Source organism: Streptomyces sp. NPDC056734 (genome assembly GCF_042790455.1).
Lineage (GTDB): Bacteria > Actinomycetota > Actinomycetes > Streptomycetales > Streptomycetaceae > Streptomyces.
Genome location: NZ_JBHTZD010000002.1, coordinates 99,942 through 125,094, shown reverse-complemented (window position 1 = coordinate 125,094; position 25,153 = coordinate 99,942). Strand labels below are relative to the sequence as shown.

At 73.9% G+C, this 25,153-nt stretch carries 22 protein-coding genes; 8 read left to right on the top strand and 14 right to left on the bottom strand.

The window, feature by feature from the left end; genetic code table 11:
* Positions 1-18 precede the first annotated feature (18 nt).
* Positions 19-516, bottom strand: coding sequence for a DUF4913 domain-containing protein (locus ACFRFC_RS02530; RefSeq protein WP_382681926.1), 498 nt, complete (start codon positions 514-516; stop codon positions 19-21).
* On the bottom strand, positions 509-1,555 hold the full coding sequence (locus tag ACFRFC_RS02525; RefSeq protein WP_382681928.1) for an NlpC/P60 family protein: 1,047 nt from the start codon (positions 1,553-1,555) through the stop codon (positions 509-511). The genes ACFRFC_RS02530 and ACFRFC_RS02525 overlap by 8 nt, the downstream gene beginning before the upstream one ends.
* Positions 1,556-1,706: 151 nt before the next feature.
* Between ACFRFC_RS02525 and ACFRFC_RS02520 the strand changes: the two genes are divergently transcribed.
* Both ACFRFC_RS02520 and ACFRFC_RS02515 read left to right on the top strand, forming a co-directional pair.
* Positions 1,707-2,099 carry a hypothetical protein gene (locus ACFRFC_RS02520; RefSeq protein WP_382681931.1) on the top strand — a complete coding sequence of 131 codons (393 nt, stop codon included), beginning with the start codon at positions 1,707-1,709 and terminating at the stop codon, positions 2,097-2,099.
* On the top strand, positions 2,096-3,478 hold the full coding sequence (locus ACFRFC_RS02515) for a DUF418 domain-containing protein (RefSeq protein ID WP_382681933.1): 1,383 nt from the start codon (positions 2,096-2,098) through the stop codon (positions 3,476-3,478). The genes ACFRFC_RS02520 and ACFRFC_RS02515 overlap by 4 nt, the downstream gene beginning before the upstream one ends.
* Here the strand turns inward: ACFRFC_RS02515 and ACFRFC_RS02510 are convergent.
* From ACFRFC_RS02510 to ACFRFC_RS02475, 8 genes are all read right to left on the bottom strand, one after another.
* Complete coding sequence (locus ACFRFC_RS02510) at positions 3,411-5,219, bottom strand: type IV secretory system conjugative DNA transfer family protein (protein WP_382681936.1); 1,809 nt, start codon at positions 5,217-5,219, stop codon at positions 3,411-3,413. The genes ACFRFC_RS02515 and ACFRFC_RS02510 overlap by 68 nt on opposite strands.
* Positions 5,216-6,655: an ATP/GTP-binding protein gene (locus tag ACFRFC_RS02505; protein ID WP_382682109.1), complete on the bottom strand. Its 1,440-nt coding sequence runs from the start codon at positions 6,653-6,655 to the stop codon at positions 5,216-5,218. The genes ACFRFC_RS02510 and ACFRFC_RS02505 overlap by 4 nt, the downstream gene beginning before the upstream one ends.
* Positions 6,656-6,846: 191 nt before the next feature.
* Entirely contained in the window at positions 6,847-8,340 is a 1,494-nt protein-coding gene (locus tag ACFRFC_RS02500; protein ID WP_382681938.1) for an SCO6880 family protein, read from the bottom strand.
* Positions 8,341-8,480: 140 nt separating this feature from the next.
* Entirely contained in the window at positions 8,481-9,794 is a 1,314-nt protein-coding gene (locus tag ACFRFC_RS02495) for a hypothetical protein (RefSeq protein WP_382681941.1), read from the bottom strand.
* Entirely contained in the window at positions 9,791-10,555 is a 765-nt protein-coding gene (locus ACFRFC_RS02490; protein ID WP_382681944.1) for a hypothetical protein, read from the bottom strand. The genes ACFRFC_RS02495 and ACFRFC_RS02490 overlap by 4 nt, the downstream gene beginning before the upstream one ends.
* Positions 10,556-10,589: 34 nt before the next feature.
* Positions 10,590-10,874 (bottom strand): hypothetical protein, encoded by a 285-nt coding sequence (locus ACFRFC_RS02485; protein WP_382681947.1) that lies wholly within the window; start codon positions 10,872-10,874, stop codon positions 10,590-10,592.
* 173 nt (positions 10,875-11,047) lie between these two features.
* Entirely contained in the window at positions 11,048-11,329 is a 282-nt protein-coding gene (locus ACFRFC_RS02480) for a hypothetical protein (RefSeq protein ID WP_382681949.1), read from the bottom strand.
* Positions 11,326-11,718 (bottom strand): hypothetical protein, encoded by a 393-nt coding sequence (locus ACFRFC_RS02475; RefSeq protein ID WP_382681951.1) that lies wholly within the window; start codon positions 11,716-11,718, stop codon positions 11,326-11,328. The genes ACFRFC_RS02480 and ACFRFC_RS02475 overlap by 4 nt, the downstream gene beginning before the upstream one ends.
* Before the next feature lie 718 nt (positions 11,719-12,436).
* On the opposite strand from ACFRFC_RS02475, the gene ACFRFC_RS02470 reads away from it, so the two are divergent.
* The 3 genes from ACFRFC_RS02470 to ACFRFC_RS02460 all read left to right on the top strand — a co-directional run bounded on the left by ACFRFC_RS02470 (position 12,437) and on the right by ACFRFC_RS02460 (position 14,876).
* Positions 12,437-13,225: a transglycosylase SLT domain-containing protein gene (locus ACFRFC_RS02470; RefSeq protein ID WP_382681954.1), complete on the top strand. Its 789-nt coding sequence runs from the start codon at positions 12,437-12,439 to the stop codon at positions 13,223-13,225.
* An 11-nt stretch (positions 13,226-13,236) separates the two neighbouring features.
* Entirely contained in the window at positions 13,237-14,205 is a 969-nt protein-coding gene (locus ACFRFC_RS02465) for a hypothetical protein (protein WP_382681956.1), read from the top strand.
* 125 nt (positions 14,206-14,330) lie between these two features.
* Complete coding sequence (locus ACFRFC_RS02460; protein ID WP_382681958.1) at positions 14,331-14,876, top strand: sigma-70 family RNA polymerase sigma factor; 546 nt, start codon at positions 14,331-14,333, stop codon at positions 14,874-14,876.
* Between the two features lie 72 nt (positions 14,877-14,948).
* On the opposite strand, the gene ACFRFC_RS02455 is transcribed toward ACFRFC_RS02460, so the two are convergent.
* Entirely contained in the window at positions 14,949-17,705 is a 2,757-nt protein-coding gene (locus tag ACFRFC_RS02455) for a BTAD domain-containing putative transcriptional regulator (RefSeq protein WP_382681960.1), read from the bottom strand.
* Positions 17,706-18,153: 448 nt separating this feature from the next.
* On the opposite strand from ACFRFC_RS02455, the gene ACFRFC_RS02450 reads away from it, so the two are divergent.
* Positions 18,154-19,323 carry a hypothetical protein gene (locus ACFRFC_RS02450; protein ID WP_383112579.1) on the top strand — a complete coding sequence of 390 codons (1,170 nt, stop codon included), beginning with the start codon at positions 18,154-18,156 and terminating at the stop codon, positions 19,321-19,323.
* A complete protein-coding gene (locus ACFRFC_RS02445) occupies positions 19,320-19,904 on the top strand; it encodes a hypothetical protein (RefSeq protein ID WP_382681965.1) in 585 nt (194 codons plus the stop codon). The genes ACFRFC_RS02450 and ACFRFC_RS02445 overlap by 4 nt, the downstream gene beginning before the upstream one ends.
* On the opposite strand, the gene ACFRFC_RS02440 is transcribed toward ACFRFC_RS02445, so the two are convergent.
* Positions 19,893-22,409, bottom strand: a complete 2,517-nt coding sequence (locus ACFRFC_RS02440) for an ATP-binding protein (RefSeq protein ID WP_382681966.1) — start codon at positions 22,407-22,409, stop codon at positions 19,893-19,895. The two genes, ACFRFC_RS02445 and ACFRFC_RS02440, sit on opposite strands and share 12 nt — an antisense overlap.
* Positions 22,410-22,579: 170 nt before the next feature.
* On the opposite strand from ACFRFC_RS02440, the gene ACFRFC_RS02435 reads away from it, so the two are divergent.
* The gene (locus ACFRFC_RS02435) at positions 22,580-23,596 is read left to right on the top strand and encodes an aldo/keto reductase family protein (RefSeq protein WP_382681968.1); all 1,017 of its coding nucleotides are present in this window, start codon (positions 22,580-22,582) and stop codon (positions 23,594-23,596) included.
* An 84-nt stretch (positions 23,597-23,680) separates the two neighbouring features.
* On the opposite strand, the gene ACFRFC_RS02430 is transcribed toward ACFRFC_RS02435, so the two are convergent.
* On the bottom strand, positions 23,681-24,907 hold the full coding sequence (locus ACFRFC_RS02430) for a cytochrome P450 (RefSeq protein ID WP_382681970.1): 1,227 nt from the start codon (positions 24,905-24,907) through the stop codon (positions 23,681-23,683).
* A complete protein-coding gene (locus ACFRFC_RS02425) occupies positions 24,904-25,134 on the bottom strand; it encodes an MbtH family protein (protein ID WP_382682112.1) in 231 nt (76 codons plus the stop codon). The genes ACFRFC_RS02430 and ACFRFC_RS02425 overlap by 4 nt, the downstream gene beginning before the upstream one ends.
* Positions 25,135-25,153 lie beyond the last annotated feature (19 nt).

Here is a 25,153-nt window from a genome sequence, read left to right as displayed (position 1 = left end):
AGGCGCCGGGGCGCCGGTTCACCGCCGTCCGGGCCGCGGCGCGAAGGGATCCAGTACGTCGACGACGGGCGGCTCCTTCGGCCGGTGCCCCCCGGGCTTGCACCCCGCGAACGGGCCCTGCGGGTCGCGCAGGGCGTCCATGACCGCCGGAAGGTAGTCGCGGTGCCAGGAGGCCGGGCCGGTCATGCTCGCGTGCGGCCCGGTCAGTTCCTCCCAGGCCAGCCACAGGCCGTGGAGCTGCGCGATCGCCTCGGGGTGCTCCCACCAGCGGGAGCACCAGGGCGACGAGGAGGTGACCTCCCGGCCGTAGACCGGCAGCAGCACATGGTGGGTCCACAGGGTCAGCCCGCGCAGAGCCTCGGCGTAGGCGGGGCCCTCCATGTAGAGGATGAAGGGCGACAGGGCGGGCGGCTCCTCCGCCCCCGACCCGTCGGGTTCCGTCGCCGGCGCGGTGGCGGGTTCACCCACCGGCTGACCCACCGGCTGACCCACCGGCTCAACCACCGGTTCACGCATCGGGCCGCACCACCCCGAGGATCGGCATCGAACCGGCCGGTGCGATGGACACCGTCCGGCCCGGCCGGGGCGCGTTGATCATCTCGCCGCCGCCGATGTAGATCGCGACATGGCTGGCGTCGGAGTAGTAGACGATCAGATCGCCGGGGCGCATCGAGCCGACCGGGATACGGGTCAGGCCCTGCCACTGTGCCTGCGAGGTGCGGGGGATGACGATCCCGGCGGACAGCCACGCCTGCGAGGTCAGGCCGGAGCAGTCGTAGCCGCCGGGGCCCTCGGCGCCCCACACGTACGGCTTGCCGAGCTGCCGGGCGGCGTACTCGACGGCCTTCTTCCCGGCGGCCGTCGTGGTGGTGCCCACGGTGTCCAGGACACCGGTGTCCACCCACGCGTCCTGGGCGGCGCTCGCCTCCCGGGTGTCCAGGTCGTCCAGTTCCTGGAGCTGGGCGGCGGCGAGCTGCGACTCCAGCGATTCGGCGGCGGCGATGCGCTCCTCGACGGTCCTGCGTTCGGCGTCCCGGGCCTCGCGGTCCGTCCTCAGCCGCCCCAGCACCTCGGACGCCTCGTCGCTGCGGGCCCGCAGCTCCTCGCCGGTCGCCGTGAGCGCCGTGACCGTGTCGATCGTGCCCTGCTGGACCTGGCGGGCCAGGGACGCGTGGTCCAGGGCGCGCTCGGGGTCGTCGGCCAGCACGAACTGCAACTCGGCGGGGAGCGCGGCACCCGTACCCGACCGGTACTGGGCGCGGGCCGCCGCCCCGGCCTGCGCGGTCAGCCGGGCCAGCTTCTGCTCGGCCGTGCGGACCTGCCCCTGGAGGGTGTCCACCCGCTTCTCCTGGGCGTCCACCTGCTCGTCGGCCGCGTTGAACCTGTCCGTGGCCACGGCGGCGTCGTGGTAGAGGCGCTGGAGTTCGGCGCGCACCTCGGCGAGCGTGGTGAGGGGCTCCGCGTGTGCGGCCGTCCCGCCCGTCGCCGTCAGCGCCAGGGCCAGTACGGCGACCGCCACCGTCCGGCGCAGCCGCGCGCGCGGCATCCGTCTCATCGGGTCAGCCGCTCCCTTCGTAGGCGTGCTTCGCCCTCACAACGGGGGCGTGCGGTACGGCGGTTCAAGGGCGCGGGAACCGACCGGAGCCCGGGGCCCGTTGTGGGTGCGAGGACGGTCGTACAGGTCGGATGCCGGTGAGAGGGGCCGTATGGATGCCGCGTTGGCGCTGCTCGCGCTGTGCACGGGGTGCGGGCTCGGGTTTCTGCTGCTCGCCGTGCGGGCGGGGGTGACGGCGCTGCGGCTGTGGGCGCGCGGACTGCGGGCGATGGGGACGGTCACGGCACGGGCGGCGGCCGACCCCCGGCGCGGCGGCCTGGTGGCGTTCCCGGACCACCTCGGTCGGGTGCTGGTCGTGGACCCCGGGGGGTACGCGCCGCTCTGCGGGCTGCCCGAGGTCGGTGGCCGGGTGCCGGTGGTCTATCCGCGCGAGCGGCCCCAGGCGGCCCGGCTGTGGACGGTGGCCCATCTGCTGGCCCCGTCCTTCGGCTGGTTCCTGTCGGCGACGGTGGCGTTCGGCACGGCGGTCGTGGGGTCGGCGTGAACGACGACATGAACGACGACATGAACGAGGACATGGGCACGGGCGCGGGCAGGGGCAGGGCGCGGGCAAGGGCGCGAGCACGGACATCGAGCGAGGGCATGAGCAACAGCACAGGCAAGGACACCGGCAAGGACGCTGGCAAGGACTCCGGCGAGGACACCGGCGAGGACATACCCGGCGGAGTCGTCCGGCGCGTCGTGCAGCTCGACGTCCTGCGCGGCTTCGCGCTGCTGGGCATAGTGGTGGTCAACGCCCAGATGATGGCGGGGCCGTACTACGCCTTCGGCGGCGGGCCGGACGCCTCGGCCTTCGACCGGGGGGTCGCCTGGCTGATCACCGCACTGGTCGCCTCCAAGTTCTATCTGCTGTTCTCCTTCCTCTTCGGCTACAGCTTCGTCCTCCAGGAGCGCTCCGCCGCCCGCGCGGGCGTCCCGTTCGGGCCCCGCCATCTGCGGCGCACGGTGGGCCTGTTCGCCCTCGGGCTCGCGCACGCGGTGCTGCTCTACCCCGGCGACATCCTCATGGCGTACGCCGTCCTCGCGCTCGCCCTGTACGGGGCGCGCGGCCTCCCCCCGCGCACCGCAGTGCGACTCGCCGCCGGGCTCGTCGTGTTCCTCACCGTCCTGCTGCTCCTGGAGGGCCTGGCGTCGGTCGCCGTCACCGAGCCGCTGACCGCCGCCGGGTACGCGCCCACGGCCGCCGACACCATCGCCGCCTACCGGGGCGACGCGCTCTCGGTGATCGGCGCCCACCTCACCGACCTCCCGGGGTCCATCGCCGCGAACCTGCTGTACAGCCCCGACCTGTTCGCCGCGTTCCTCGCCGGGTTCGCGGCGGGCAGGGTGCGGCTCCTGGAGCGGCGCGGCCGGGACCGGGCCTGGCTGCGCCGAACGGCCCTGCGCCGGCTGCCCCTCGGCCTGCTCGGCGGCATCGTCTCCGCGCTCTGCGCGAACTGGCCCCTGGACAACCGCTGGTTCGACGTCGGACACGCGGTGGCCGTCCTGACCGGACCCGCGCTGACGGCGTCGTACGTCTGCGGACTGCTCCTGCTGCTCGGCAGCGCCCGGCGCCCGGCGCGGGTGCTCTCCGCCGCGCTGGCCTCCTCCGGGCGCCTGGCCCTCACCCACTACCTCACCCAGTCGCTGGTCCTCGCCCTCGTCTTCACCGGGTACGGCCTCGGGCTCTACGACCGGGCGGGCGCCGCCGCCGTCCTCGCGGGCTCGATACTGCTGTACGGCGGTCAGCTCGCCCTCGGCGCCTGGCTGAGCGGGCGCTTCCGGTACGGGCCCGCCGAACTGCTGCTGCGGACCGTCACGCTCGCGCGGCGTCCCGGGGCCCGGCCGGACGCGGGCCCTTCTCCAGCGGGACGCCCGGCATGAGCCGCTGAGCGGCCCGCCGGGTGATCGCGGCCGTCTCCGCCTTCGCCGCGGCCGAGATGGCGGCGGCGCCGGGCTCCTTGTACCAGGGCCGCAGCCGGATCAGCGCGGGCCGCACACCTGTCGCCAGCAGCAGCGCCGTGCCCTTGGGCAGCGCCCGGATCCGGTCGGGCGGGAGCACGGCCTCCTGCCGGTAGGAGTACGAGCGTGAGGTGCCCTCCTTGCCGTGCGAGACGCTCGGTGTCCGCACATCGTGCTGGCCGACCAGGGTGGAGATCTTCTGCACGAAATCGGCGTCGTCCAGACCCGCGCCGAGCAGCTTGACGGTCGCCGCGCTCCACAGCGCGTCCATGCCCATCTCGCCCCACACCCGCGAGCCCTGCCGGTAACTCTGGAGCAGGGTGACGACATTGATGCCGCGCGAGCCGAGGTGCGAGTACAGGTCGGGCAGGTCGGAGATGCGGCAGACGTTGGCGGCCTCGTCCAGGACCGCCGTCAGGGGCGGGTCGAGCCGGCCGCCCATGCGTTCGGCGGCGACCACCCCCGCCCGCATCGTCGCGTCCGCCAGGCCCGCGATGACCCCGGCCGCCGAGCCGCCGCCGTCCTTGGACAGCAGATACAGAGTGTCGGTGCCCAGGACATGCGCGTCCGGGCGGAACTCGGGCAGCTCCGGGTCCGGGGTCACCCAGGCGAGGATGTCGGGGTCCAGCAGACAGGCCACCGTCTGCCGGGCCGTCTCGTAGATGCCGTCCCGCGTCTCCACCGCGCCCCGGATCGTGCCCTGCAACTGCTCGGCCATCGCCCGCAGCCCGACATCGCGCAGCAGATCGATCGGGGTGCGGTCGGCGGGGTCCGCGAGCCAGCCCAGCAGATCGGCGACCGGGGCCTTCCCGCGCGCGGCGGCCAGGAACAGGGCGGTGAGGGTGTTCTGGGCGGCGGCGATCCAGAAGTCTTTCTTCGCCGTGTCGTCGTTGACGGACGCCACGAAATGCCCGGCCAGGCGGCGGGCGCCCTCGATGGAGTGGCACTCGTCGAGCATGTTCCACCACATGGCGCGCGGTGTGTGCGCGATGCCCTGCGGGTCGAACGTCCACACCGTGCCCGTCTCCGCGCGCGCGGCCCGGGTCACCGCGTACACGTCGGACTTGTTGGAGGTGAGCAGGACCGCGCCCTGGGCGCGCAGCACCCGGGGGATCGCGATGCCGGTGGACTTCCCGGCACGCGGGGCCATCAGGTCCAGTTCCACGTCCTCGTGACTGCTGCGCAGCTCCGGGCCCTTGGGGTCGAGGTCGCCGAGGAGATTGCCGGTCTCGTCCGGATGCAGCTCGGTACGGCCCTGGAGGGAGGGGCGCAGCTCGCGGGCGCGGGCCGTGACGCCCTCGGGGCACAGGGCGGCCAGATCGCGGGCGCGCGCCAGACCGCCGGGGCGGGCGAAGCGGTCCGTGAGGAAGCGGACGGCGACGGCGACGGGCACCGCGACCAGCGCCAGCACCAGCAGGACGCCCCCGACGACGGCTGCGGGCGGGGTCCCCGGCCACAGCGCGGCCGTGCCGTCGGAGGCCAGCGCGCCCGCGCTGGACAGGGTGAACGGCGGGGTGTCCCAGCCGTGCCCGGTGAGCCCCGCGCCCAGGGTGCCGCCCGCCCAGGCCACGGTGAACATCAGCAGGACGGTCCCGATGATCGCGGCGACGGCCCACTGCACCTGGTCGTGCAGCTGACCGCCGCCGGAGGGCTGCCGGCTCATCGGATCCGCTTCCCGCCGGGACGGCCGGACGGCCGCCGCTTCGGGTCCGCCGCCGCTTCGGTCTCCTCGTTCGGTGTCCAGCGGGTGTTGGTGTTGTGCAACCGGCGTTCCGCGTCCGTGATGGCGACCTTGATCGGGATGCCGGGACGGCCGCCGACCTTGATGAGGAAGCGCCCCCGGCCGGGCGGCTCGCCGTTCTCGGTGTGCTCCCCGCTGACACCCCAGCCGGGCGGCGACGACCACGACGACACCAGGTCGATCTCGCGCCGGGACAGCCCCACCACCTTGCCCAGATCCTCCATCTCCGCCTTCGGCAGCCCGGCGCACACCACCATCCCGGCCCGCTCCACGAACCCGCGGGCCTTGGCTCGGTCGGCGTCGGTGCCGAGCGCCTCGGCGTCCTTCAGGGTGTGGGTGATCTTGGCGTCGCCGAGTCCGAGGGAGCGGTTGAGGCGGGTCAGCGCGTCGATGCGGTCCACGATGCCGGACGCGGCGCGCAGCGGGCGCCACAGCTCGTCCAGCACCGTGAAGAACCAGCGCCGCGGGGCGAGTCCGGCGTCCGCGAGCGCGTGCGAGGCGGCGACCGTGCCGAGCCCGTCGGACCAGGCGGCGAGCATCGCGGCGGCGGTCAGCTGCGTGTCGGCCTCGCCGATGCCGGAGATGTCGATGCACACGGCGGGCGCGTCGGGGTCGATGTGGGTGGAGGTCTCGGAGGCGAAGGTGTCACCGAGCGGGCCGTCCAGGATGCCCAGCAGGGAGCGGTGCAGCGGGTCCACGGCGTCCCGGTAGCGGGTGTCGTCACCCCGGTCGAGGGTGACCGCGCGCACCCGGTCGGGGCCCTCGGTCAGCACCCGCAGCACATCCGGCAGCAGCACCGGACGGCCCACCGGGGGGTGTTCGCGCAAGTGGTGCAGGACGGCGGACAGCACGGACTGCTCGTGGTCGTCCATGGGACGGCCCCGCACGATGGTGATCAGCGCGGCGACCATGTTCAGCACCCGGCCGTGCGCCTCCGCGTGCAGCACCGCGCCCGCCTTGCCGCCGATCCGGTCGGCGGCGGTGCCCATCGCCCCCGGGTCCAGGACGTTGATGCCGCCCCGGCCGCGCCCGATGGAGATCACCTGGCCGCCCAGCGCCCGTACGGTGTCGGCGTAGTCCGGTTTGAGGTCGCCGAGGACCAGCGGGACCACACCGGTCGCGGCCAGCCCGATCAGCATCCGGTTGACCAGCGTCGACTTGCCCAGACCCGGCATGCCCAGCATGAACAGGGAGGGGTTGGAGATGTAGCGGGCCCGGGTGAACCAGTTCAGCGGGTCGCCGCAGACCGTGGCGCCGGTGAACAGATGCTGCCCCAGCGGCACGCCGGTCATCGGCGAACCCGAACCGGCGGCGAACGGCCACATGCCGCACGCCTGCACGGTGGTGGCCCGCCACATGGTCGGCGGATCCAGGTAGCCGACCCGGCCCCCGCCCGCGCCGAGCCAGCCGCGCGGGGGCACGTACAGCTGCCGGGGGCGCGGCGCGGGCCTGCCCCTGCGGGGCGCGGGAGGCTCGGCCGCCCGTCCCGCCTGCCGCTCCTCGGCCAGCCGGTCGGCCAGCTCGGCCTGCCTCTGCTCACGCCGATCGCTCACAGCGCCTCCTGCAACTCGTGCGGGACCAGGGTCTGTTCCCACGGGAGGATCCCGGCGGGCAGCGTGCAGCTGAACGCCGCCGCCTGCATCCGGTCGGCCGGACGCATCAGCACGCGGGCCGCGGCGGTCAGATTCCGGACGGCCACACTCGCGTCGGCCAGCTCCTCCATCGTGTCGACGGTGACCGTCAGCATCAGCGAGAACTCCACCAGCCCCGCGCCCGACGCCTCCTCGGCCGCCGTCTGCTCCGCCGCCCGCACCTCGGTGGCCGCACGGGCCTGCACCATGCCCTTGCCGGACGTGGCCATGAACTGGGCGCTGCGCCGGTCCGCCTCCACGATCCGCGCCGACGTCGCCGGGTCGATGGGCCGGTAGACCAGCGCGACCCGCTTGCGGCGGGTGACCGGAGCGGCCTCCAGCATGCCCCGCAGCACCGAGGAACGGACCGTGCCGCGCGGCGCCAGCGTCATCAGCCAGGTCCGCGACACCCCCGAGTCGTGCTGGTAGGCGTTCACCGTCTCGACGGCGGCGGCGGGTCCGGCGTCCTCCCACTCCAGCCCCGTACCGCCGTGCTGGGCGCGTGCGCTGAGCACATCGGCGGCCACCGCCGGGTCGTACGCGACCCGGACGACCTCGGCGATCCGCTCCGCCGACAGCGGGTACGCGGCACCGCCCCCGGCCGCGACCAGCCCGCTCAGCAGCCCCGGGATACGGATCGCCAGATCCGCGATGACCTCGTCCTTCCGGCGCCGCGCGCCACCCGGGACGCCGTAGGTGAGGGAGACGTACGTGTGCATCTCGGAGGACGCCATCGGATACCGCTCGACGACCTCCTCCATCACCGCGCGGGCGGCGGGCGGCGCGTCCGGATGGATCCGCGGCAGCACCTCGTGCGCGAGCCGGGTGCCCGGGTCGGGGGCGGTCTCCACGATCACGGAGGCCCCCCGCAGCCCCGGTTCGTGCGCGAGCCGGGCCAGCCACTCGCCCCACAGCGCCACCCATACGTCGACCTGGTCCGGGTCGATCAGCGCACCGCCGTCCGGCTCACAGCCCAGGACGATCGTGTACAGATTGCGCGCCGGGTGGTGCAGCACCCCGAACGGGCGGTCGTACGCGTCCCGTCCCTCCGTCGCCGTCACCTTGTTCAGCAGCCCCGGCGGCCGGAACCGCCCGCCCGGCCGGGCCGACAGCGGGCCGGAGACATACAGGTGCGCGCCCTTCGCCTTCCGGCGCCACCAGCCGACCCGCAGGGTGACCAGCTGGTAGACGTTGCGGCCGTCCTGGGTGCGCAGGGCGAGCGGGGCCAGCACCACGACCATCGGGACGCACACGGTCAGCGCGGCCTCGATGGAGATCAGCGACGCCAGCAGGGTGATGACGAGCCCGCCGAAGACCCCGAAGGTGCCGACCAGCCCGAGCGGCCCGAGCCCCGGCCGCCGTGGCCTGCGCCAGTTCCCGTACGTCGGATGGGTGGCGGCTTCCGTGGACATGTGGATCGGGGTCCCTTCTGGAGGGGTGGGGGTACGGGGAGGAGGGGGACCGCCGGGCTTCCGGGGGCAGGGGAGCCCGGCGGTCGTTCAGGGGAGAGGGGGGTGGGGCCGGGGAGTCGGGTGGGCGGGGCGCTCGGGCGTCACTCGTTGTGCCCCAGCTTGCCGTCGGCGCCGTCGACGGCCTCCGTGGCGCCGCGGGCGACGGCCTGGGTCACGGTGGTCGCCGCGGTGACCACCGCCGCGGCCGGTCCGGCGAGCGAGGCCGCCCGCCCGGCACCCGCGGCGGCACCGCCACCACCCGCACCGCCACCCCCCGCGCTTCCCGAGCCCGAGGGGCCGCCCCGGCCGCTCGATCCGCCGCCGCCGGAGGAGGAACCCTCCGAACCGCCCGAGCCGCCCAGGCTCTTGGAGCCACCCGCACCGGCGGAACCGGCACCGCCGGAGGAACCACCGGCCCCCGTGGACCCGCCCGCGCCTGACGCCCCCGACGGCCCGCGCGCCCCCAGCGGCCCGCCACCACCCGCGGCGGAACCACCGCCACCGGCCCCGCGGCTGGCGAGCTGGATGGCGCCGGAGGCCAGACCACCGGCCACGCTCGGCGCCTGCCCGCCGGGATTGCCCGTACCGAGCGCGGCCGTGGCGGGCACGATGAGCTTCAGCAGGGCGGGCAGCGCGACCGCCGACAGCAGCATCACCGCGATACCGGCGATCCGGGTGTGGATCGTGCCCTCGACCGCGCCGGGCACGTTCTTGCCCGCACCGGTCATCACCGACCCCGCGTACAGGATCAGCCCGGCCGCGGGTTTGTACAGCAGCCAGGCGATCATCCAGCCGATGTGCTTGCGCCACCAGCCGGCCCCCCAGTCCGTCATGGAGGCCGCGGCGGCCACCGGGAGCGTGCCCAGGAGCACGATCAGGACGCCCATCCGGATGTAGAGCAGGATCGTCTGGAGGATCCCGGCGATCAGCAGCAGGAAGGCGAGGATCAGCTTGACGAAGGCGCCGACCCCGCCGATGTCCGAGCAGCCGCCGATCTGTTCGAGCTGCGCCCGCGCGCCCTCGTTGAACAGATGGGTCGCGTAGTTGTCCGAGACGATGACGGCCGCGCCCACGACGGTGGTGGCCGCGCCCGAGACGAGGACGACCCGCAGGATGCCCTTGAGCGCGGTGACGCCCGCGGTGCCCTTGCGTTCGATCGCCATACGGGCGGCGGCGAACAGCAGGGAGCCGACCGCCAGATAGATCACGATCCACTGGGTCTGGCCGTTCACCCGCTGGGACGTCGTCATGGATTCGAGCGTCGGGATGCCGGTGATGATCGCCCCGTACACCTGGATCGCCGCGAAGAGGACGAAGTCCGCGATCGTGCCCAGGATCGTCCCGATGGGATCGCCCAGGAAGCTGAAGAAACCGAGGATGGCGTCGAGGAGCGGGTTGCCGGTCTTGCAGGTCATGTGCCGGCTCCCCACAGGAGATAGCCGTTCGTGTCCTGGACCGTCGTCATCTGCGAGTACAGCGAGCCGTCGACCCCGGGCCGCACCTTCCAGTCGCCGTCGCTCCAGCGCACCTCGACGGCGGTCGCGGTGAAGCCCTGGCCGCCCTTGATGAGCAGCGAGACGGTCGCCGCGTCGGGCGTGTAGGCGATCAGGGAGAAACCGACGTACGACGAGACGGGCGAGCCGTCGGTGCGGCGGGCCGTGTCGGCGCTCAGGGAGCGCTGGAACTCGAACATGTCCCGGCCGGGCCCCGCCACCACCTGCTGCTCGGTGACGGTCCGCCAGCCGGACTCGCTCATTTGCGTGGGGATCACCGTGGCGGCCAGGGCGGCGCCCGCGGGCGTGTGCGCGAAGCACCACCACAGGGCGCCCTGGAACAGGGTGGGCCCGGCCGAGGCCGAGACGGGCACCCGCGCGACGCCGAGCGGACGCCAGTCGATGTCCGCGGGCGCGGCCTTCGGCAGTACGTCACCGGCGCTGTCGTCGGTCACGCAGCCCCCGGGGCGGCCGTCGGTCAGCGGGGCCGCGCCGGTCAGCGGGCCCTCGCTCGCGGTCGCCTCGGCCGGCTGCCCACCGGTGTCGCCCGTCATGGCCGACGTCAGCGCGAGCAGCCCGCCGATCACGACCACGACGGCGAGGAACCCCGCCGACAGCTGCCAGCTCCCCTGCCTCCAGTACGGCCCGGACTCCTCGGCCCGCGGCTGCCTGCGTAGGAACATCTCGCGTGCCCGTCGCTCCGCTCGTCCCTCCGGCTCAGCCGAACACGAAGGTGACGATCGGGCCCGCCGTGGCCACCAGGACGCAGCCGCCGAGCACCATCCCGAGGCGGCTCATGTGCTCGGAACTCTCACCCCGCTTCACCGATATGGCCATCATCGCGCCGGTCACCAGCACCCCGGCCACCCCGGCCGCGGTACCCGCCCAGGCGACCAGACCGAGGACCGTGTCGACCTTCTCGGTCAGCTCGGGCGGGGCGTCGCTCTCCGGCGCGGGCACGGCGGCGAGCAGCTGGGAGGTCTTCTGGAGCAGGGAGGACATGAGGATCTCCGGGAGGAATCGGTGCCACCGGTGAGGGGTGGGCGGTGAGCGGTGAGGGGTGGGCGGTGGGCGGTGGATTGTGAGCGGTGGGCCGAGGGTCGCGGTGGGGCGGTTCACGGGGGCGGGGAATCGGTCGGTGGGTCGGGTGGGTCGGGTGGGTCGGGTGGGTCGGTTCAGTTCAGGCCCAGGTCACCGAGGAACGCGACGAGCGGGCCGGCCGTCGTGGCGATGAGCGAGGCGAGGCCGACGAAGAAGACACCGCGGAAGTGCTCGCCGCCCTCGCCCGGTTCGCCCCGGCGCAGCTGGAGCGACATGTTGATGCCGACGACCAGCAGTCCGAGGACGCCCGCGGCCGAGGCGCACCAGGCGAGGGTGTTGAGGATCGTGTCGGCCGCGGGGCCCGGGTTGAAGAACTCCTCGTTCGGGGCCGCGGCGGCGACCGGCGCGGCCATCATGACCGGCCCCGCTCGCGTCCGGACCCGGCGCCCACCAGGTCGCCGAGCCGCACGAGTTGCGCGGGCAGCCGGCGAGGCTCGCCGCCCTCCCGCCAGGCGGGGATCCACGGCACCCGGTGCACCCGGGCGACGGACCGGATGACCCGGACGCGGCGCAGCAGGCTGAGCGGAAGCAGGCCGGGCGCGTCGGCGACGAGGACCACGCACAGCAGGTCCAGCCCCTGCGGGGCATGCCCTTCCTCCAGCGCCCGCAACGCTTGCGAGACGGCCCGCATCCCGTGCGCGCTGGTCCGTCCGACCAGCACCATCCGCCGGGGCTCACCCCGTCGCGGCTCCGGCCACCGGGCTCCGACCTCCACTCCGCCGAGCACCTCCACCAGCGAGGACACCCCGGCCCCGCCATGCGCCTTGACCCACCCGACGTCACCCCGCGACTTCCCCCGCGCGACCTGGGGCCGCCGGGGCTGATGACCCCAGGTGCCTTCGGGGACGGGGGTGGGGTCAGGGGAGGGGACAGGGGAGGAGACACGGGCGGGCTTCGGTCCGGGCGCGGGTGCGGGTGCGGTGCGGCGTACGGGTCTGGGGGCGCGGGGCGTGCGTACGGGCGCCTCGGGAGCGGGCGCCGCCGAGACGATCCGCGGCGCCCTGCTGCTCGTACGCCTGCCCGTGCCGTCTCCGCTGCCGTCTCCGCCGGAAGCGGGCCGTGGGGCCGGTGGCGCGGGCGGCGGGGTGCTCGGCCCCCGTTCCCACGCACGTGAGCCGGGACCCGGACCCGGACCCGGACGTGAACTCGGACCCGGACCTGGACGTGGATTTGGAGCCGAACCCGGAGCCTTCGCCGAACGAGTGCCCACATCCGTGCCCATATCCATGCCCATCTCCGTGTCCATCTCCGTGCCGCCCCCTTCGTCGCTCGTGTTTCCGCCGCTGTGACTCATCTTGTTTTCCACCGGTTTGAACTTATTCGCCGCGGGGCCCGTTGGGATCTTTCGAGCCCGGCGGACAGCACAACGGGCGGTCCGCCCACGGCGGTTCAAGGTGATGTCGAAGTGGCTCCGAAGTGGCTCCGAAAGGGCTCCGGAGTGAAGGGGAAGAAGGCGCGCGCGGATGGCGGACAGCGAGGGCGGCGATGGGTCGAAGGCCGTCCGGAACAGCCTGATCGCGGGCGGCTCCTGCGGCTGTCTGATGATGCCGCTCGTCCTGGCCGGCGGGGTCGTCGTCGTGATCGTCTTCGGCGGGCTCGGGGTCCTGCTGGCCCCCCTCATCGCGCTGATCCTGCTCTTCGGCGGCGGTGGCGGCGCTGCCGGTCCGGACGACGCGGACGAGGTGATCGCCGTCTTCGAGGGCGACGGCAAGGGCCCCCTGGAGACCAGTACGGTCCCCGCCGACCTGGTGGACCCCATCGAGGAGGCGGGCGCGATGTGCCTCGCGATCGGCCCGATCGTCATCGCCTCCCAACTGGAGCGGGAGTCCGGCTTCAACGCGGCGATGGTCGGCGCGCAGGGCGAGGAGGGCATCTCGCAACTGCCGCCGGATGTCTTCGAGCGGTACGGCGAGGACGAGGACGACAACGACAGGACCTCCGCCTTCGACGCCGCCGACTCGATCGCGGCGCAGGGCCGGCATATGTGCGATCTCGCGGACCAGGCCCAGGAGATGATCGACGCGAACGAGACCGACGACAGCGTCCTGGACCTCACCCTGGCGGCCTACCACGTGGGCATGGACTCGGTGCGCGCCGCGAAGGGGGTGCCCGCCACGAACGAGGCACAGGGCTATGTCGCCGCCATCCGCGCCCAGTTCGCCAAGTACGGCGGCCTGGCCGCGCCGCCCCCCGGCGCCACCCCCGGCGTCACACCGAGCCCCACCACGTCGTCCGCACCCCCCGCCGCATGAGGAGCACAGCAATGGACCGTTTCGAGGTGTACCTCTCCGACGAAGAGGTCGCCGAGATCAACGGGGAGCCCGTCGTCGCCGCCCCCGGCAGGTCGGTGCACGAGGCCGTACTGGACCGGTTGCAGCGGTACGCGCAGGAGCGCGGCGGTGCCGTGGAGGCGACCGTGAACCAGGGTTCCGGCCTGGACGACTTCGCCCTCCAGGTCTCCCCGGACGGCTCCAGCCGCCTCCTCCTGCCGGAGGAACCCGAAGGGCCCGCAGAGCCTGAGGAGCCCGAAGAACCCGAGGTGCCCGAAGAGCCGGAGGTGCCCGAAGAGCCGGAGGTGCCCGAAGAGCCGGAGGTGCCCGACGCGCACGATGGGCCCGCGGCCCAGGACACCGCCGTACCCCCCACCACCCCCTCAGCCACCCCCTCAGCCACCACCACCCCCTCACCCCTGGCCGCGGTGGTGGGCCGCGCCCGAGCCGCCGCCCGCGCCGCGTCCCCGGAAACCCGGCAGACCCCCGAAACCCGGCAGACCCCCGAAACCGCGGCCCTCCCCGCGGAGTTCACCGGCCGCATCGACCGGATCAACGCGCTGGTGTCCGCGGGCCGCCCGGCGGAGGCGCTGGCCGCCGCGACCGCGCTGCGGGTGAGCCTGACGCGTGCGGCGGGCGCCGAGGATCCGCACGCGCTGGAGGCGCGCGCCCTGGAGGCGTACGTCGCCCATCTGTGCGGCGAGCACCGCGAGGCCGTCGTCCTGGCCCTGGGCGTGGCCCGGATCCGGTGCGCGTCCGGGGACCTGCGGGCGCCCGGCGACGTGGCACGGGCGGCGGCCTCCTGGCAGCAGCTGGACGACGACCGGGCGGCCCTCGCGCACGGGCGCGAACTGCTGCACCTGTGGGACGTCCTCAACCGCCGGGGACTGCTCACGCCCGGCCACCGCAACGTCGCCGAACGGGTGCGCGGACACGTGGACTCCCTGGCGGCAAACGTCTGATCCGGCCTCGTACAGCGGACGTCAATCGCTCATGGATCGCCCCTCGGAACACTCCGTTCCCCGGGACGACCCGGCCCCCGGTCATCCGGACCGGCGCCGGTCGTCCCCAGGAGCAGGAGCACACCATGAACGTGACGGTCATCGGATCGGCGAACGCGGCCTCGCCCGAGGAACGGGCCCTGCGCGACCTCTACATGGCGCACGGTCCGGCCCTCTACACCTATGTGCTGCGCATGCTGGGCGGCGACACCCACCGCGCGGAGGACGTCGTCCAGGAGACGCTGCTGCGCTGCTGGAACACCCGCAATCTGGTGGACGACGAGGGGATGGCCGTACGCCCGTGGATGTTCCGGGTGGCCCGCAACCTCGTCATCGACGCGCACCGGACACGGATGGCACGCCCGTTGGAGATCAACGGCGACACCTGGCTGGACGAGTGGAGCGCCGAGGTGGACGACATCGAGCGGATGCTGTCGTCCGTGGTCGTGCAGCAGGCCCTGGACGCGCTGACGCCCGCGCACCGCGATGTGCTCCGGGCGACCTTCTTCGCCGACCACACCACCCGGCAGGCGGCCGAGGCCCTGAACATCCCGCAGGGCACCGTGAAGTCCCGGGTGTACTACGCCCTGCGGGTCCTGAAGTCGGCGCTGGAGGAACGCGGGGTGCGCTGAGTCCGGCGCCGGGGCCTCTCACACCCCCGCAGCTCACCCCGGCCCCTCACTCCCACACCTCACCCCCACATCTCACCCCGCGGCCGACTCGTACCAGACCGGCCGGACCCCATGGCCGGGCCCGACCGCCGCCCCCGCACGGCTCCGCTCCCCGTCGTCCACCTCCAGCAGCGCGATGGCCACCGACCAGGCCGTACGGGCCGACGCGTGGTCGCCCGCCGCATGGTGGGAGTCGCCGAGCCGCCGCAGCGCGCCGGCCTCCTGCCGCCGGTCGCCGATCTCCCGGTACCGCCGTACGGCCCACCCGAACCGCTCGACGGCCCGCTCGTAGCGGCGCAGCCGGTGGTACGCGCGCCCGGCGCCGTCCAGCGCGGCGGCCTCGCCGCCCCGGTCACCGGCCTCCCGGTGCGCGCGGACGGCCCGTTCGCAGTGGTCGAGGCCGCGTTCGGCGTCCCCGAGCAGCAGGTACGCACGGCCGATCTCGTCCAGGACCGTGCCCTCGCCGCCGGACCGGCCGTCCGGGCGGCTGAGGAGTTCCAGGGCCTGGCCGAGGAACTTGATCGCCTCGCCGGGACGTCCGAGGCGGGTGTGGATGAGTCCGAGCCCGCGCAGGGCGTGCGCCTGTCCGACGGCGTGGCCCTGGGCGCGGGCGGCCCGCAGCGCGGCGCGGTGGATCTCCAGCAGGTCGTGCGGATGGCCGAGGCGGTCGAGGTGCGGGTCCAGTGCGTGGGCGAGCCGCCAGGCGTGCTCGTGGTGGCCATGGGCGGCGGCGTGCTCGACGAGCGTGCGCAGCACCTGGCGTTCGGCGCGCAGCCAGCCGGTCGCCTGCTCGCCGTCGGCGAACCGCAGGGGCGCGCTGTCAGCCGTGCGCGCGGGCAGGGGGAGGGCCGTACGGAACGGGTCGAGGACGGCTCCGGCGTGCTGGGCGGTGTCCAGATGGTGGTCCAGCAACCGCCGGGTCGCCGTGTCGCGTTCGTACGGGGTGTCCTGCTCGGCGGCGCGTTCGCGGGCGTAGGCGCGCAGCAGGTCGTGCAGGACGAACCGGCCCGGGAGGTGCTCGATGAGCAGGCTCGCCCCGGTCAGCTCGGTCAGCAGCGCGCGGACGCGGCTCCCGTCCCCGCCGGCCAGCGCGGCGGCGGCCCGTACGCCGATGTCGGGTCCGGGGTGCAGGGCGAGACGGCGCAGCAGCACGGCGGCGCCGGGCGACAGGGCCCGGTACGACCAGGAGAAGGCGGTACGGGGGTCGGTGCCGGTGTCGTGGCCGGTGAACGCGTCGAGGGTGCCGTGGCCGTCGCGCAGTTCGGCGGCGAGGTGGGCGAGCCGGAAGCCGGGGTGATGGGCGGCGCGCGCGGCCACGTCGGCCAGGGCCAGCGGCAGTCCGGCGCACAGGTCGACGATGGCGCGGGCCGCCTCCGGCTCGGCGGCGATCCGGGCGCCGCCCAGCCGCCGGGCCAGCAGTTCCCGCGACTCCCCGGCGCTCAGCGGGGCCGGCGTGAGCGGATGGGCACCGTGCCGGGCGACCAGGCCGCTGAGCCGGCCGCGTCCGGTGACGACGACGAGGCAGCCGGACGCGCCGGGCAGCAGCGGTTCCACCTGGGCGGTGTCCCGGGCGTTGTCCAGCACGATCAGCACCCGCCGGGCGGCGAGGACACTGCGGTACAGCGCCGCCCGCGCGTCGAGCCCCTCGGGTACGGCGGGCGGGGCGACGCCGAGCGCGACGAGGAACGTTTCGAGGGCCTCGCCGGGATGCATGCCGGTGCCACCGGGTCCGTGGCCGCGCAGGTCGACGTGGAGGCTGCCGTCCGGGAAGCGGTGGGCGATCCGGTGGGCCCAGTGCAGGGCGAGGGCGGTCTTGCCGACACCGGCCATGCCGTTGACGACGGCGATGGTGGCGCCGCTCGTCCCCGGCCCGCCGTCACCGAGGAGCAGCGCGGTGAGCTGGCCGAGCGCGGTGCGGCGGGCGGTGAACACGGGCAGGTCGGTGGGGAGTTGGGAGGGCCGGATACCGGTGGGCGCGGGCGGCGGCGTCGGCAGTGCCGGTGCCGGGGTGAGGGCGGGGTCGCCGGTCAGCAGCCGGGTGTGCAGGGCGCGCAGGGACGGCCCGGGTTCGATGCCCAGTTCGTCGACGAGGGTACGGCGGGTGCGGGTGTAGGCGGCGAGCGCCTCGGCCTGCCGGCCGCACCGGTACAGGGCGAGGAGCAGCAGTTCGCTCACGGCCTCGCGCATGGGATGGGCGTCGCGCAGGGCGAGCAGTTCCGCGACGACCGTCTCGTGACGGCCCAGCTCCAGCTCGACGCGCAGCCGCAGTTCCAGGACGCTCAGCCGCCGCTCGGCCAGATCCACCCGCGCGGATCCGGCGTACGGGCCGGGAACCCCGGCCAGCGCGTGGCTGTCCCACCCGGCGAGGGCGGCGCGCAGCGGGCCGAGGGCCCGGTCGGGCCGGCCGCCCGCCCGGTGCTGCTTGGCCTGTGTGACGGCCGCCTCGCAGTCGGCGAGGTCGGTGGCGACCTTGTCCGTCCGCAGGGCGTATCCGTCCCCGAGGGACATCAGGACCCCGGGCGCCTGTCCGCGCCCGCGCACGGGTTCCAGCAGCTTGCGCAGCCGCGAGACGTAGGTGCGCAGCACGGCGACCGCGCCCGGTGGCGGCTCGGCGCCCCAGACGCCTTCGACGAGTTCGGCCACGCCGACCGCGTGGCCCCGGCGCAGCAGCAGCATCGCGAGAACCGCACGTTGCTGGGGGGAACCGAGCGCCAGTTCCGAGGTGCCACGCCGACCGCGCAGCGGACCGAGCAGAGCGAACCGGAGCGGTTCGATTCCTCTTTCCTCCACGCCCCGGACAGTAGCGGCCGCCCGCCCGGGCGCCAGTCCAGCACACCATTTCCCGCCAGCCGGCCGGAGAGGGTGGTCTGTCATATGACAGTGACATTATGCCAATTTGCCACGTCTTATACGACTATGATCTTCTGGCGCCCGGCAAGCGCGTTACCTGCGGTATGTCGCGCAGGCCGCCGCCCGACAAGGAAATCCCGCGTGCCGGAAGGATCACTTCCGGCACTTTTTGCGGGCGGCGAGGGGGGATGCGCGCGTCGCCGCAAGGATTCCGCAAGGTCCTTGCAAGCAATCCGTCGAGTAGGTGCGGCAGACCTCGTGCGAGGGAAATGGTCGACACACTCGGGGGGACGCAGTGACTGCAACGGGGGCTTTGTGGCTGAACGGGCCTGTTGGTCTGGGGGCGCACAGTCGTGTGCTCCGTACGGGGTGCCACACCGTACTGGTCGTGGTGCCGTTCATGGTGGCCGGTATCCGGCTGATGGATGTGCTCGCTCTGCTGAAGGCGGATCACCGTGTTTCGGTGATGTTCACCGTCGCGCCGGCGACGAACGGCGCGGTGTGCCACGGCTCCGAGGAATTCGTCCGGGCGCAGGGCGGCTTTCTGCTGCCGTGGCACCAGGCGGTCCAGTGCGAGTTCGACCTCGTCCTGGCCGCGAGTGAGGTGGCGGTGGAGCAACTGCACGGGAAAGTACTGCTGCTGCCGCACGGGGCGGGGGTGCTGCCGTCCCGGCTGCGGGCGCGCAGCGCCGGTTCCCACGCGGCTCCGACACACGGTCTGGACCGGGGGCGGCTGGTGCACCGTGGCCGGCTGCTGCCGGCCGCGCTGCCGCTCACGCACGACGACGAGCTGGCGGTGCTGCGCGACTCGTGCCCCGAGGCCGTGCCGGTCGCGGTCGTGACGGGCGATGTGTGCTTCGACCGGCTGGTGGCGAGCGTCCCGCTGCGGGAGAGCTACCGGCGGGCGCTGGGCGTGGGCGCGGGGCAGAAGCTGGTGGCGGTGACCTCGACCTGGCAGCCGGAGTCCGTCCTCGGCAGTCATCCGGAGCTGCTGGAGCGGCTGCTGGGTGAGCTGCCGCCGCGGAAGTACCGGGTGGTGGCGATCCTGCACCCCAACATCTGGGGCGTGCACGGCGACTGGCAGGTGCGGGCATGGTTCGCGGACTGCCTGCGTGCGGGGCTGCTGTTGCTGCCGCCGCAGGAGGGATGGCGGGCCGCGCTGGTCGCCGCCGACCTGGTCATCGGCGACCACGGGTCGGTCACCAGTTACGGCGCGGCGATCGGCGCCCCGGTGATGCTGGCCCCGCCGGCGCAGCGCTCCTTCCTGCGCCTGGGGAGTCTGGCGGAGCAGGTCGGCCGCGGGGCCGTGCGGCTGCGGTGGGACACACCGCTGGCCGGGCAGGTGCGTACGGCCATGGGCCGCCGCTCGTGGATCCATCAGCGCCGGATCGCCGGGATGATCACCTCCAGGCCGGGGCAGGCGGCACGGATCCTGCGGCGCACGATGTACGGCCTGCTGGGTCTTCCCGAGCCGCACCGGGCGCTCACCGTCGAGCCGGTACCGCTGCCCGTCCCCCTCGGCGGCGCCGAGCGCTTCGACCTCGCGGAGGGGGCATGACCTCCCTCCGGAGCCGGGGACACGGCACGACGTCTCCCCGGTGCCGCCACGCGCTCATCACCGGCCTGATGGGCGTTCCGGCCGCCGGGGGCCCGACGGTCGGCCGCTGCCGGACGCACAGCCGGGATGACGCGGGTGTCTCCGTGTGGGCCTGGGGCGCGGGCCCCTGCCCTGACGGGACGGTGGACCCGTCCCCGCTCGGCACCGGGGGTGGGGACGCACGGCACGCCTGTCCGTGCGCGGTGGCCGACCGGTTCCTCGTGGTCGCCGAAGGGGCCGAGGCACGGTGGCGGCAGAGCGCCGATGTGGTGACCTGTCTCCCCCGGGCGACGGCCGGTTGCGCGCGCGAGGCGGCCGCGGCCCAGGTGGACCGCCTTCCCGGGCTGTCGCTGGCCACGGTGCCGGTGTGCGGGTCCGGGACGCTCCTCCACACCCGCGCCGAACGGGTTCTCGTCCGCCACGAGGCCGGGCGGGCGCCGGTGTGCGGGGTGTGCGTGTACCCCTGGCTGGTCGCCGGGCACCTGCTCACCCACCTCGACGGACCGCTCCGCCGCTCGGCGCGGGCCGGGTCACCGGGGTAGGTGGCCGGGGCCGTCGTCGAGCCGCGCCTCCACCCTGCCGAGCGCGCGGTCGACCCGGCCCAGATCCGGTGCACCGGCTTCCACGTAGTAGGCCCGCGATCGTCCCAGACGGTCGCGGGCGCTCTCCAGGTCCCCGAGTTCCTCCTCGGCTTCACCCCACACCATCAGCGCCTGGGCCCGGTACCGGCTGGAGCCCGATTCGGTGAGGACCGACCAGGCATCCTGAGCCATCGCCACGGCCTCACCGGGACGGCCGTCCCGGGTGAGCGCGTCCGCCAGCCAGACCGTGGTCATCGCCTTGCCAAGGTTGTCGGGCAGCGACGCGGCCAGGTCGCGGCCCTGGGTGAGTTCACCGATCGCCTCCTCGAACCTTCCCGCCGCGGACAAGGCCTGGCCGAGCCTGCGCCGCGCGAGGGCCTCCGGCCGCACCCGGCCCGACCCGTGGTGCAGTGCCACCGCCTCTCGATGTGCCGCGACGGCCTCACCGAGGCGGCCCAGCGAACGGTGCGCCATCCCCACCAGCCCGAGCGCCTCCGCCCGCGCCTGTTCGTGCCCTGCCTCGCGCGCCGCGGCCAGTGCGGCCACGCCCTGCTGGAGAGCCTCCTCGGCCCTGCTCAGACTGTGGAAGGCGAAACCCAGGTGATGGTGCATACGGGACCGGGCGGCGGGATCGGCACACCGGGTCGTGGCATCGATGCCGAGCCGGTACGCGGCCTCCCAGTCCGTGAAGTGCTTGCGCAGCAGGAACAGTGACCACATGGCCTCCGCCAACTGCCACACCAGGGTGTCGTACCCCCGCTCATGGCCGGCCCGCATCACCGCCATCAGATTCGGGAGTTCCCTCTCCAGCGCGTCGAGCGCCTCCTGGCGCGTGGCGTGGGCGGGCGGCCGGTCCGGCGCGGGACCAGCCGGACCCAGGTGCCAGTCCAGCGGCGTCACGGTCCGGTCGGCCGCCGCGGTGAAGGCGAGATAGAACTCCAGGAGGCGCCGTACGACGTCGTCGCGGTCACGGTCGCTGTCCTCGGCTTCCGCGCGCTGCCGGGCGTGCAGACGGATCAGGTCGTGGAAGCGGTACCGGTCGTCGTCGCCGGTCTCCAGGACACTGGCGTCGACGAGACGTTCCAGCAGCGTGGCCGTGTCGTCGGCGGGCAGCCGCACCGCCGCGGCGGCCGCTTCGAGGGAGATGTCCGGGCCCGGGTGCAGGCCCAGCAGCCGGTAGGCGCGGGCCGTGTCCGGCGGCAGCCCCTCGTAGGAGTAGTCGAACACGCTCACAACCGTTGCCTCCTGAACCGACAGCGCCCTCAGTCTGCGCTGCTCGTCCGACAGTTCCCGTACGACGCGGGCGATGGGCCAGCTGGGACGTACCGCCAGGCGCGCTCCCGCGATGGACAGCGCGATGGGCAGTCCCGCGCACAGGCGGACCAGCCGCGCCGCGGCGTCCGTCTCCGCCGCGACCCGGTGCTCCCCGATGGTCCGTCTCAGCAGTTCGCTGCCCGCCCTGCCGTGCATGGGGGTCAGCGGGACGAACCTCGCGCCGTCCATGGCCAGGCCCCCCAGCCGCCATCGGCTGGTCACCACCACCGTGCTCAGCGGCGAGGACGGCAGCAGGGCTCGCACCTGGGCGGCGGAGACCGCGTTGTCCATCAGGATCGCGAGACGCCGGCCGGCGGTGGTGGAGCGGAACAGCCCGGCGGCCTCGTCGGCCTCGGCGGGCAGCCGGTCCCCGGGGACGCCCAGCGCCCGCAGGAATCTCCTCAGCACCTCGCCGGCCGGCACCGGTTCCCCGGCGGAGGCGCTGGGGGCGAGGTCGGCGTACAACTGGCCGTCGGGGTACTGGTCCGCCACGTCGTGCAGCCAGCGCAGCGCCAGCGTGGTCTTTCCCACTCCGCCCGGACCGGAGATCACCGCCAGTGCCGGTGCGCCGCTCTCCTGGCGGGAGCCGGTGATGCCGTGCAGGGCGGTCAGTTCCTCATGGCGGTCGGTGAAGTGTGCGGGGACGGGCCGCAGTTGGCTGGGCACCACCTGTGGGGGGTGGGAAGCGGCCTGATCGGTGTGGTGGAAGTGCACGCCGCCGTGGATGGCACCGGCCTGGACGGTCGGGCCGTGCAGCTGGGCGGATCCGCCGACACTGTTGTGCGTCGCCCCCGGCCGCCGCTGTGGCTGGGTCTGTGCCTGTGCCTGTGGCTGTGTATGTGTCTGCGGCTGTGTATGTGTCTGCGGCTGTGCCTGTGGCTCTGGCCGGTGCTGCTGGAGCCAGGTCTCCAGGCCCGCTCGCCAGGTGGGGTCGGCGGCCGCGTACCGGGCCAGCGAATCCGACAGTGCGATGAGTGAGGAAAGGGGATTGTCGGCCCGGGCGGCCTCTCGCCAGTGCGAGAGAAGTGCCCCCCGGGGATCCGCCCGCGCCCCCAGAAAGGAAAGCAGGGCCTGTCCGGCCGGCGAACTGTGCAGCGGCCCGTTGTCCACCATGGCCGATAACAGCTCCGCCGCGAACGCTGTTTCCTCCAAGCGACATCACCCCTGACCTGACCTACCCATCACGCCGGGCGCACACCCGGCGGAGTCCATGGGACCTCGTACCGTCCCGTCATGGCCCAGGCACGCGCCCACCGCGGCCGGCGGTGCGCGGATGGCCGAAGTCCGACCGGCATGAGCAACTGCCTTGCTAGCTTGGAGATATGAGGTTCCGTCATGTGGGGAACAGTGGGCTGGTCGTGAGTCGACTCGCCTATGGCAACTGGTTGACACCGACCGATACGAACAGCGCGGACACGGGCGCGGCCTGTGTGAGGGCGGCGCTCGACGCCGGGATCACGACGTTCGACACCGCCGATGTCTACGCCGGTGGCGCGGCGGAGGAGTCGCTGGGGCGGGCGCTCAAGGGCGAGCGCAGGGAAGGGCTGGAGATCCTCACCAAGGTGTTCGCGCCCACCGGCCCGGGGCGCAACGACAGCGGACTGTCCCGCAAGCATGTCCGCGAGTCCCTGGACGGCTCGCTGCGGCGGCTCGGCATGGAGTACGTCGACATCTACCAGGCCCACCGGTTCGATGTCTCCACGCCGCTGGAGGAGACCATGGAGGCGTTCGCCGATGTGGTCCACGCGGGCAAGGCGCACTACATCGGGGTCTCCGAGTGGACCGCCGGGCAACTGCGGCGCGGCCACGCCCTCGCCCGTGAGCTGCGGATCCCGCTGATCTCCAACCAGCCGCAGTACTCGGCGCTGTGGCGGGTCCCCGAGGCCGAGGTGATGCCGGTCTGCGCGGAGCTGGGCATCGGGCAGATCGTCTGGTCACCGCTGGCCCAGGGGGTGCTCACCGGCAAGTACGCGCCGGGGCACCGCCCGCCCGAGGGGTACCGGGCCGCTGCCGTGAACGACGGCTCCGAGGTGCTGGCCGGCTGGCTCACCGAGGAGGTGCTGGGCCGGGTGCAGCGGCTGCGGCCGATCGCGGCTGACCTCGCCCTGACCGTGGCCCAGCTCGCCCTGGCCTGGGTGCTGCGGCATCCGAACGTGTCCGCCGCCGTGCTCGGCGCGTCCCGGCCGGAGCAGATCACCGCCAACGCCGAGGCGGCCGGGACGGAACTGGACGACGAGGTGGTGGCCGCGGTCGACGGTGTGCTCGGGCCGGTCGCCGCCTTCGATCCGGCGGCCACCGAGGCGAGCAGCCCCACCGACCCCGGCTGGCGCCTGGCCTGAGACGGGTCTCGGCCCCGCCCGGAGGGGGAGGCGGGGCCGAGGGCTTGTCACCCTTGCGGGGTGCCCCGTGGTGGCGGGGCTAGGTCACCAGGTCACCGGCAGCCGCAGCAGACTGCGTACCTGCATGCCGTCCTTCCACTCCAGGCTCTCCACCGGCACCGCGTGCGCGAGGTCCGGGAAGCGGGTCAGCAGCGTCTCGATGGCCACCCGCATCTCCAGCCGGGCCAGCGGGGCGCCCAGGCAGCGGTGGATGCCATAGCCGAAGCCCAGATGGGGGTTGGGGTCCCGGGCCGGGTCGAAGCGGTCGGGGTGCTCGAAGACGGACTCGTCCCGGTTGGCGGAGGGGATCGCGGGGAGCACGGACTCCCCGGCGCGCACCAGGGTGCCGCTCAGTTCCACGTCCTCCCGGGCGTAGCGGGCGAAGGTGACATGGGAGATGAGCGGGACGTACCGCAGGAGTTCCTCGACCGCGCCCGGCAGCAGCGACCCGGGCTGTTCCCGCAGCCGGGCCAGTTCGCCGGGGTGGGTCAGCAGCACATGGATCGAGTCGATGAGCTGGGAGGAGACCGTCTCGTGCCCGGCGATCAGCAGCACACTGGCCAGCTCGATCAGTTCCTGCTCGGAGAGCCGGTCCTCCTCGTCGCTGGCCTTGACCATGGCGCTGATCAGGTCGTCCCGCGGTGCCTCCCGGCGGCGGACCATCAGCTTGCCGATGTAGTCGTACAGCCGCCGGGTGTCCTCCTCGATCTCCTCCTCGGACATCACGGTCGTCGCGGAGAACGCGTCGAGCCAGCCCCGGAACCGCTCCCGGTCCTCGTAGGGCACCCCGAGCAGATCGCAGATGACGGTGCCCGCGAACGGGACGGCGAAGCCCTCCATCAGATCGCCGGGGGCGCCCGCCGCCGCCAGCGCGTCCAGCAGCGCGGCGGCCTCCCGCTCGACGCGCGGACGCAGCTCCTCCACCCGTCGGGTGGTGAACACCTTGGCCAGCAGCCGCCGCAGCCGGGCGTGGTCGCTCCCGTCCATGCCCAGGATGCTGGTGTTGATGGGCAGCGGGGTCAGCCGTGACTCGTCGTGCTCGGCGGCCAGCGCCCTGCTGAAGCGGGGGTCGCCGAGGATGGTCTTCATGTCCGCGTGCTTGGTGACCAGCCAGGCGTCCTCGCCGTACGGGCAGGAGACCCGGGCGACGGGTTCCTCGGCCCGGAGCCGCTCGAAGCGGGGGTCGACATCGAGGGCGACGGCCTCGGTGAAGGGGTAGGCGGGCGGGGCGGCCGCGGCGGCCGGATGCTGGGGGACGGCCTGCTCGTTCATGCGGTGCGTGCCTCCGGGAGTCGGTCGGGGCGGACGGCGAGGCTCCTGGGCCGCAGATCGGTCCAGTGCTCGTCCACATAGGCCAGGCACTCGGTGCGGGCGGCCGGTCCGTGGGCGGTCCGCCATCCCGCCGGTACGGGGGTGAAGGCGGGCCACAGACTGTGCTGGTCCTCGTCGTTGACCAGGACCAGGAAGACGGCGTCGGCGTCTTCCCAGGGGTTGCTCACACTCACAGGTCGTCCTTCC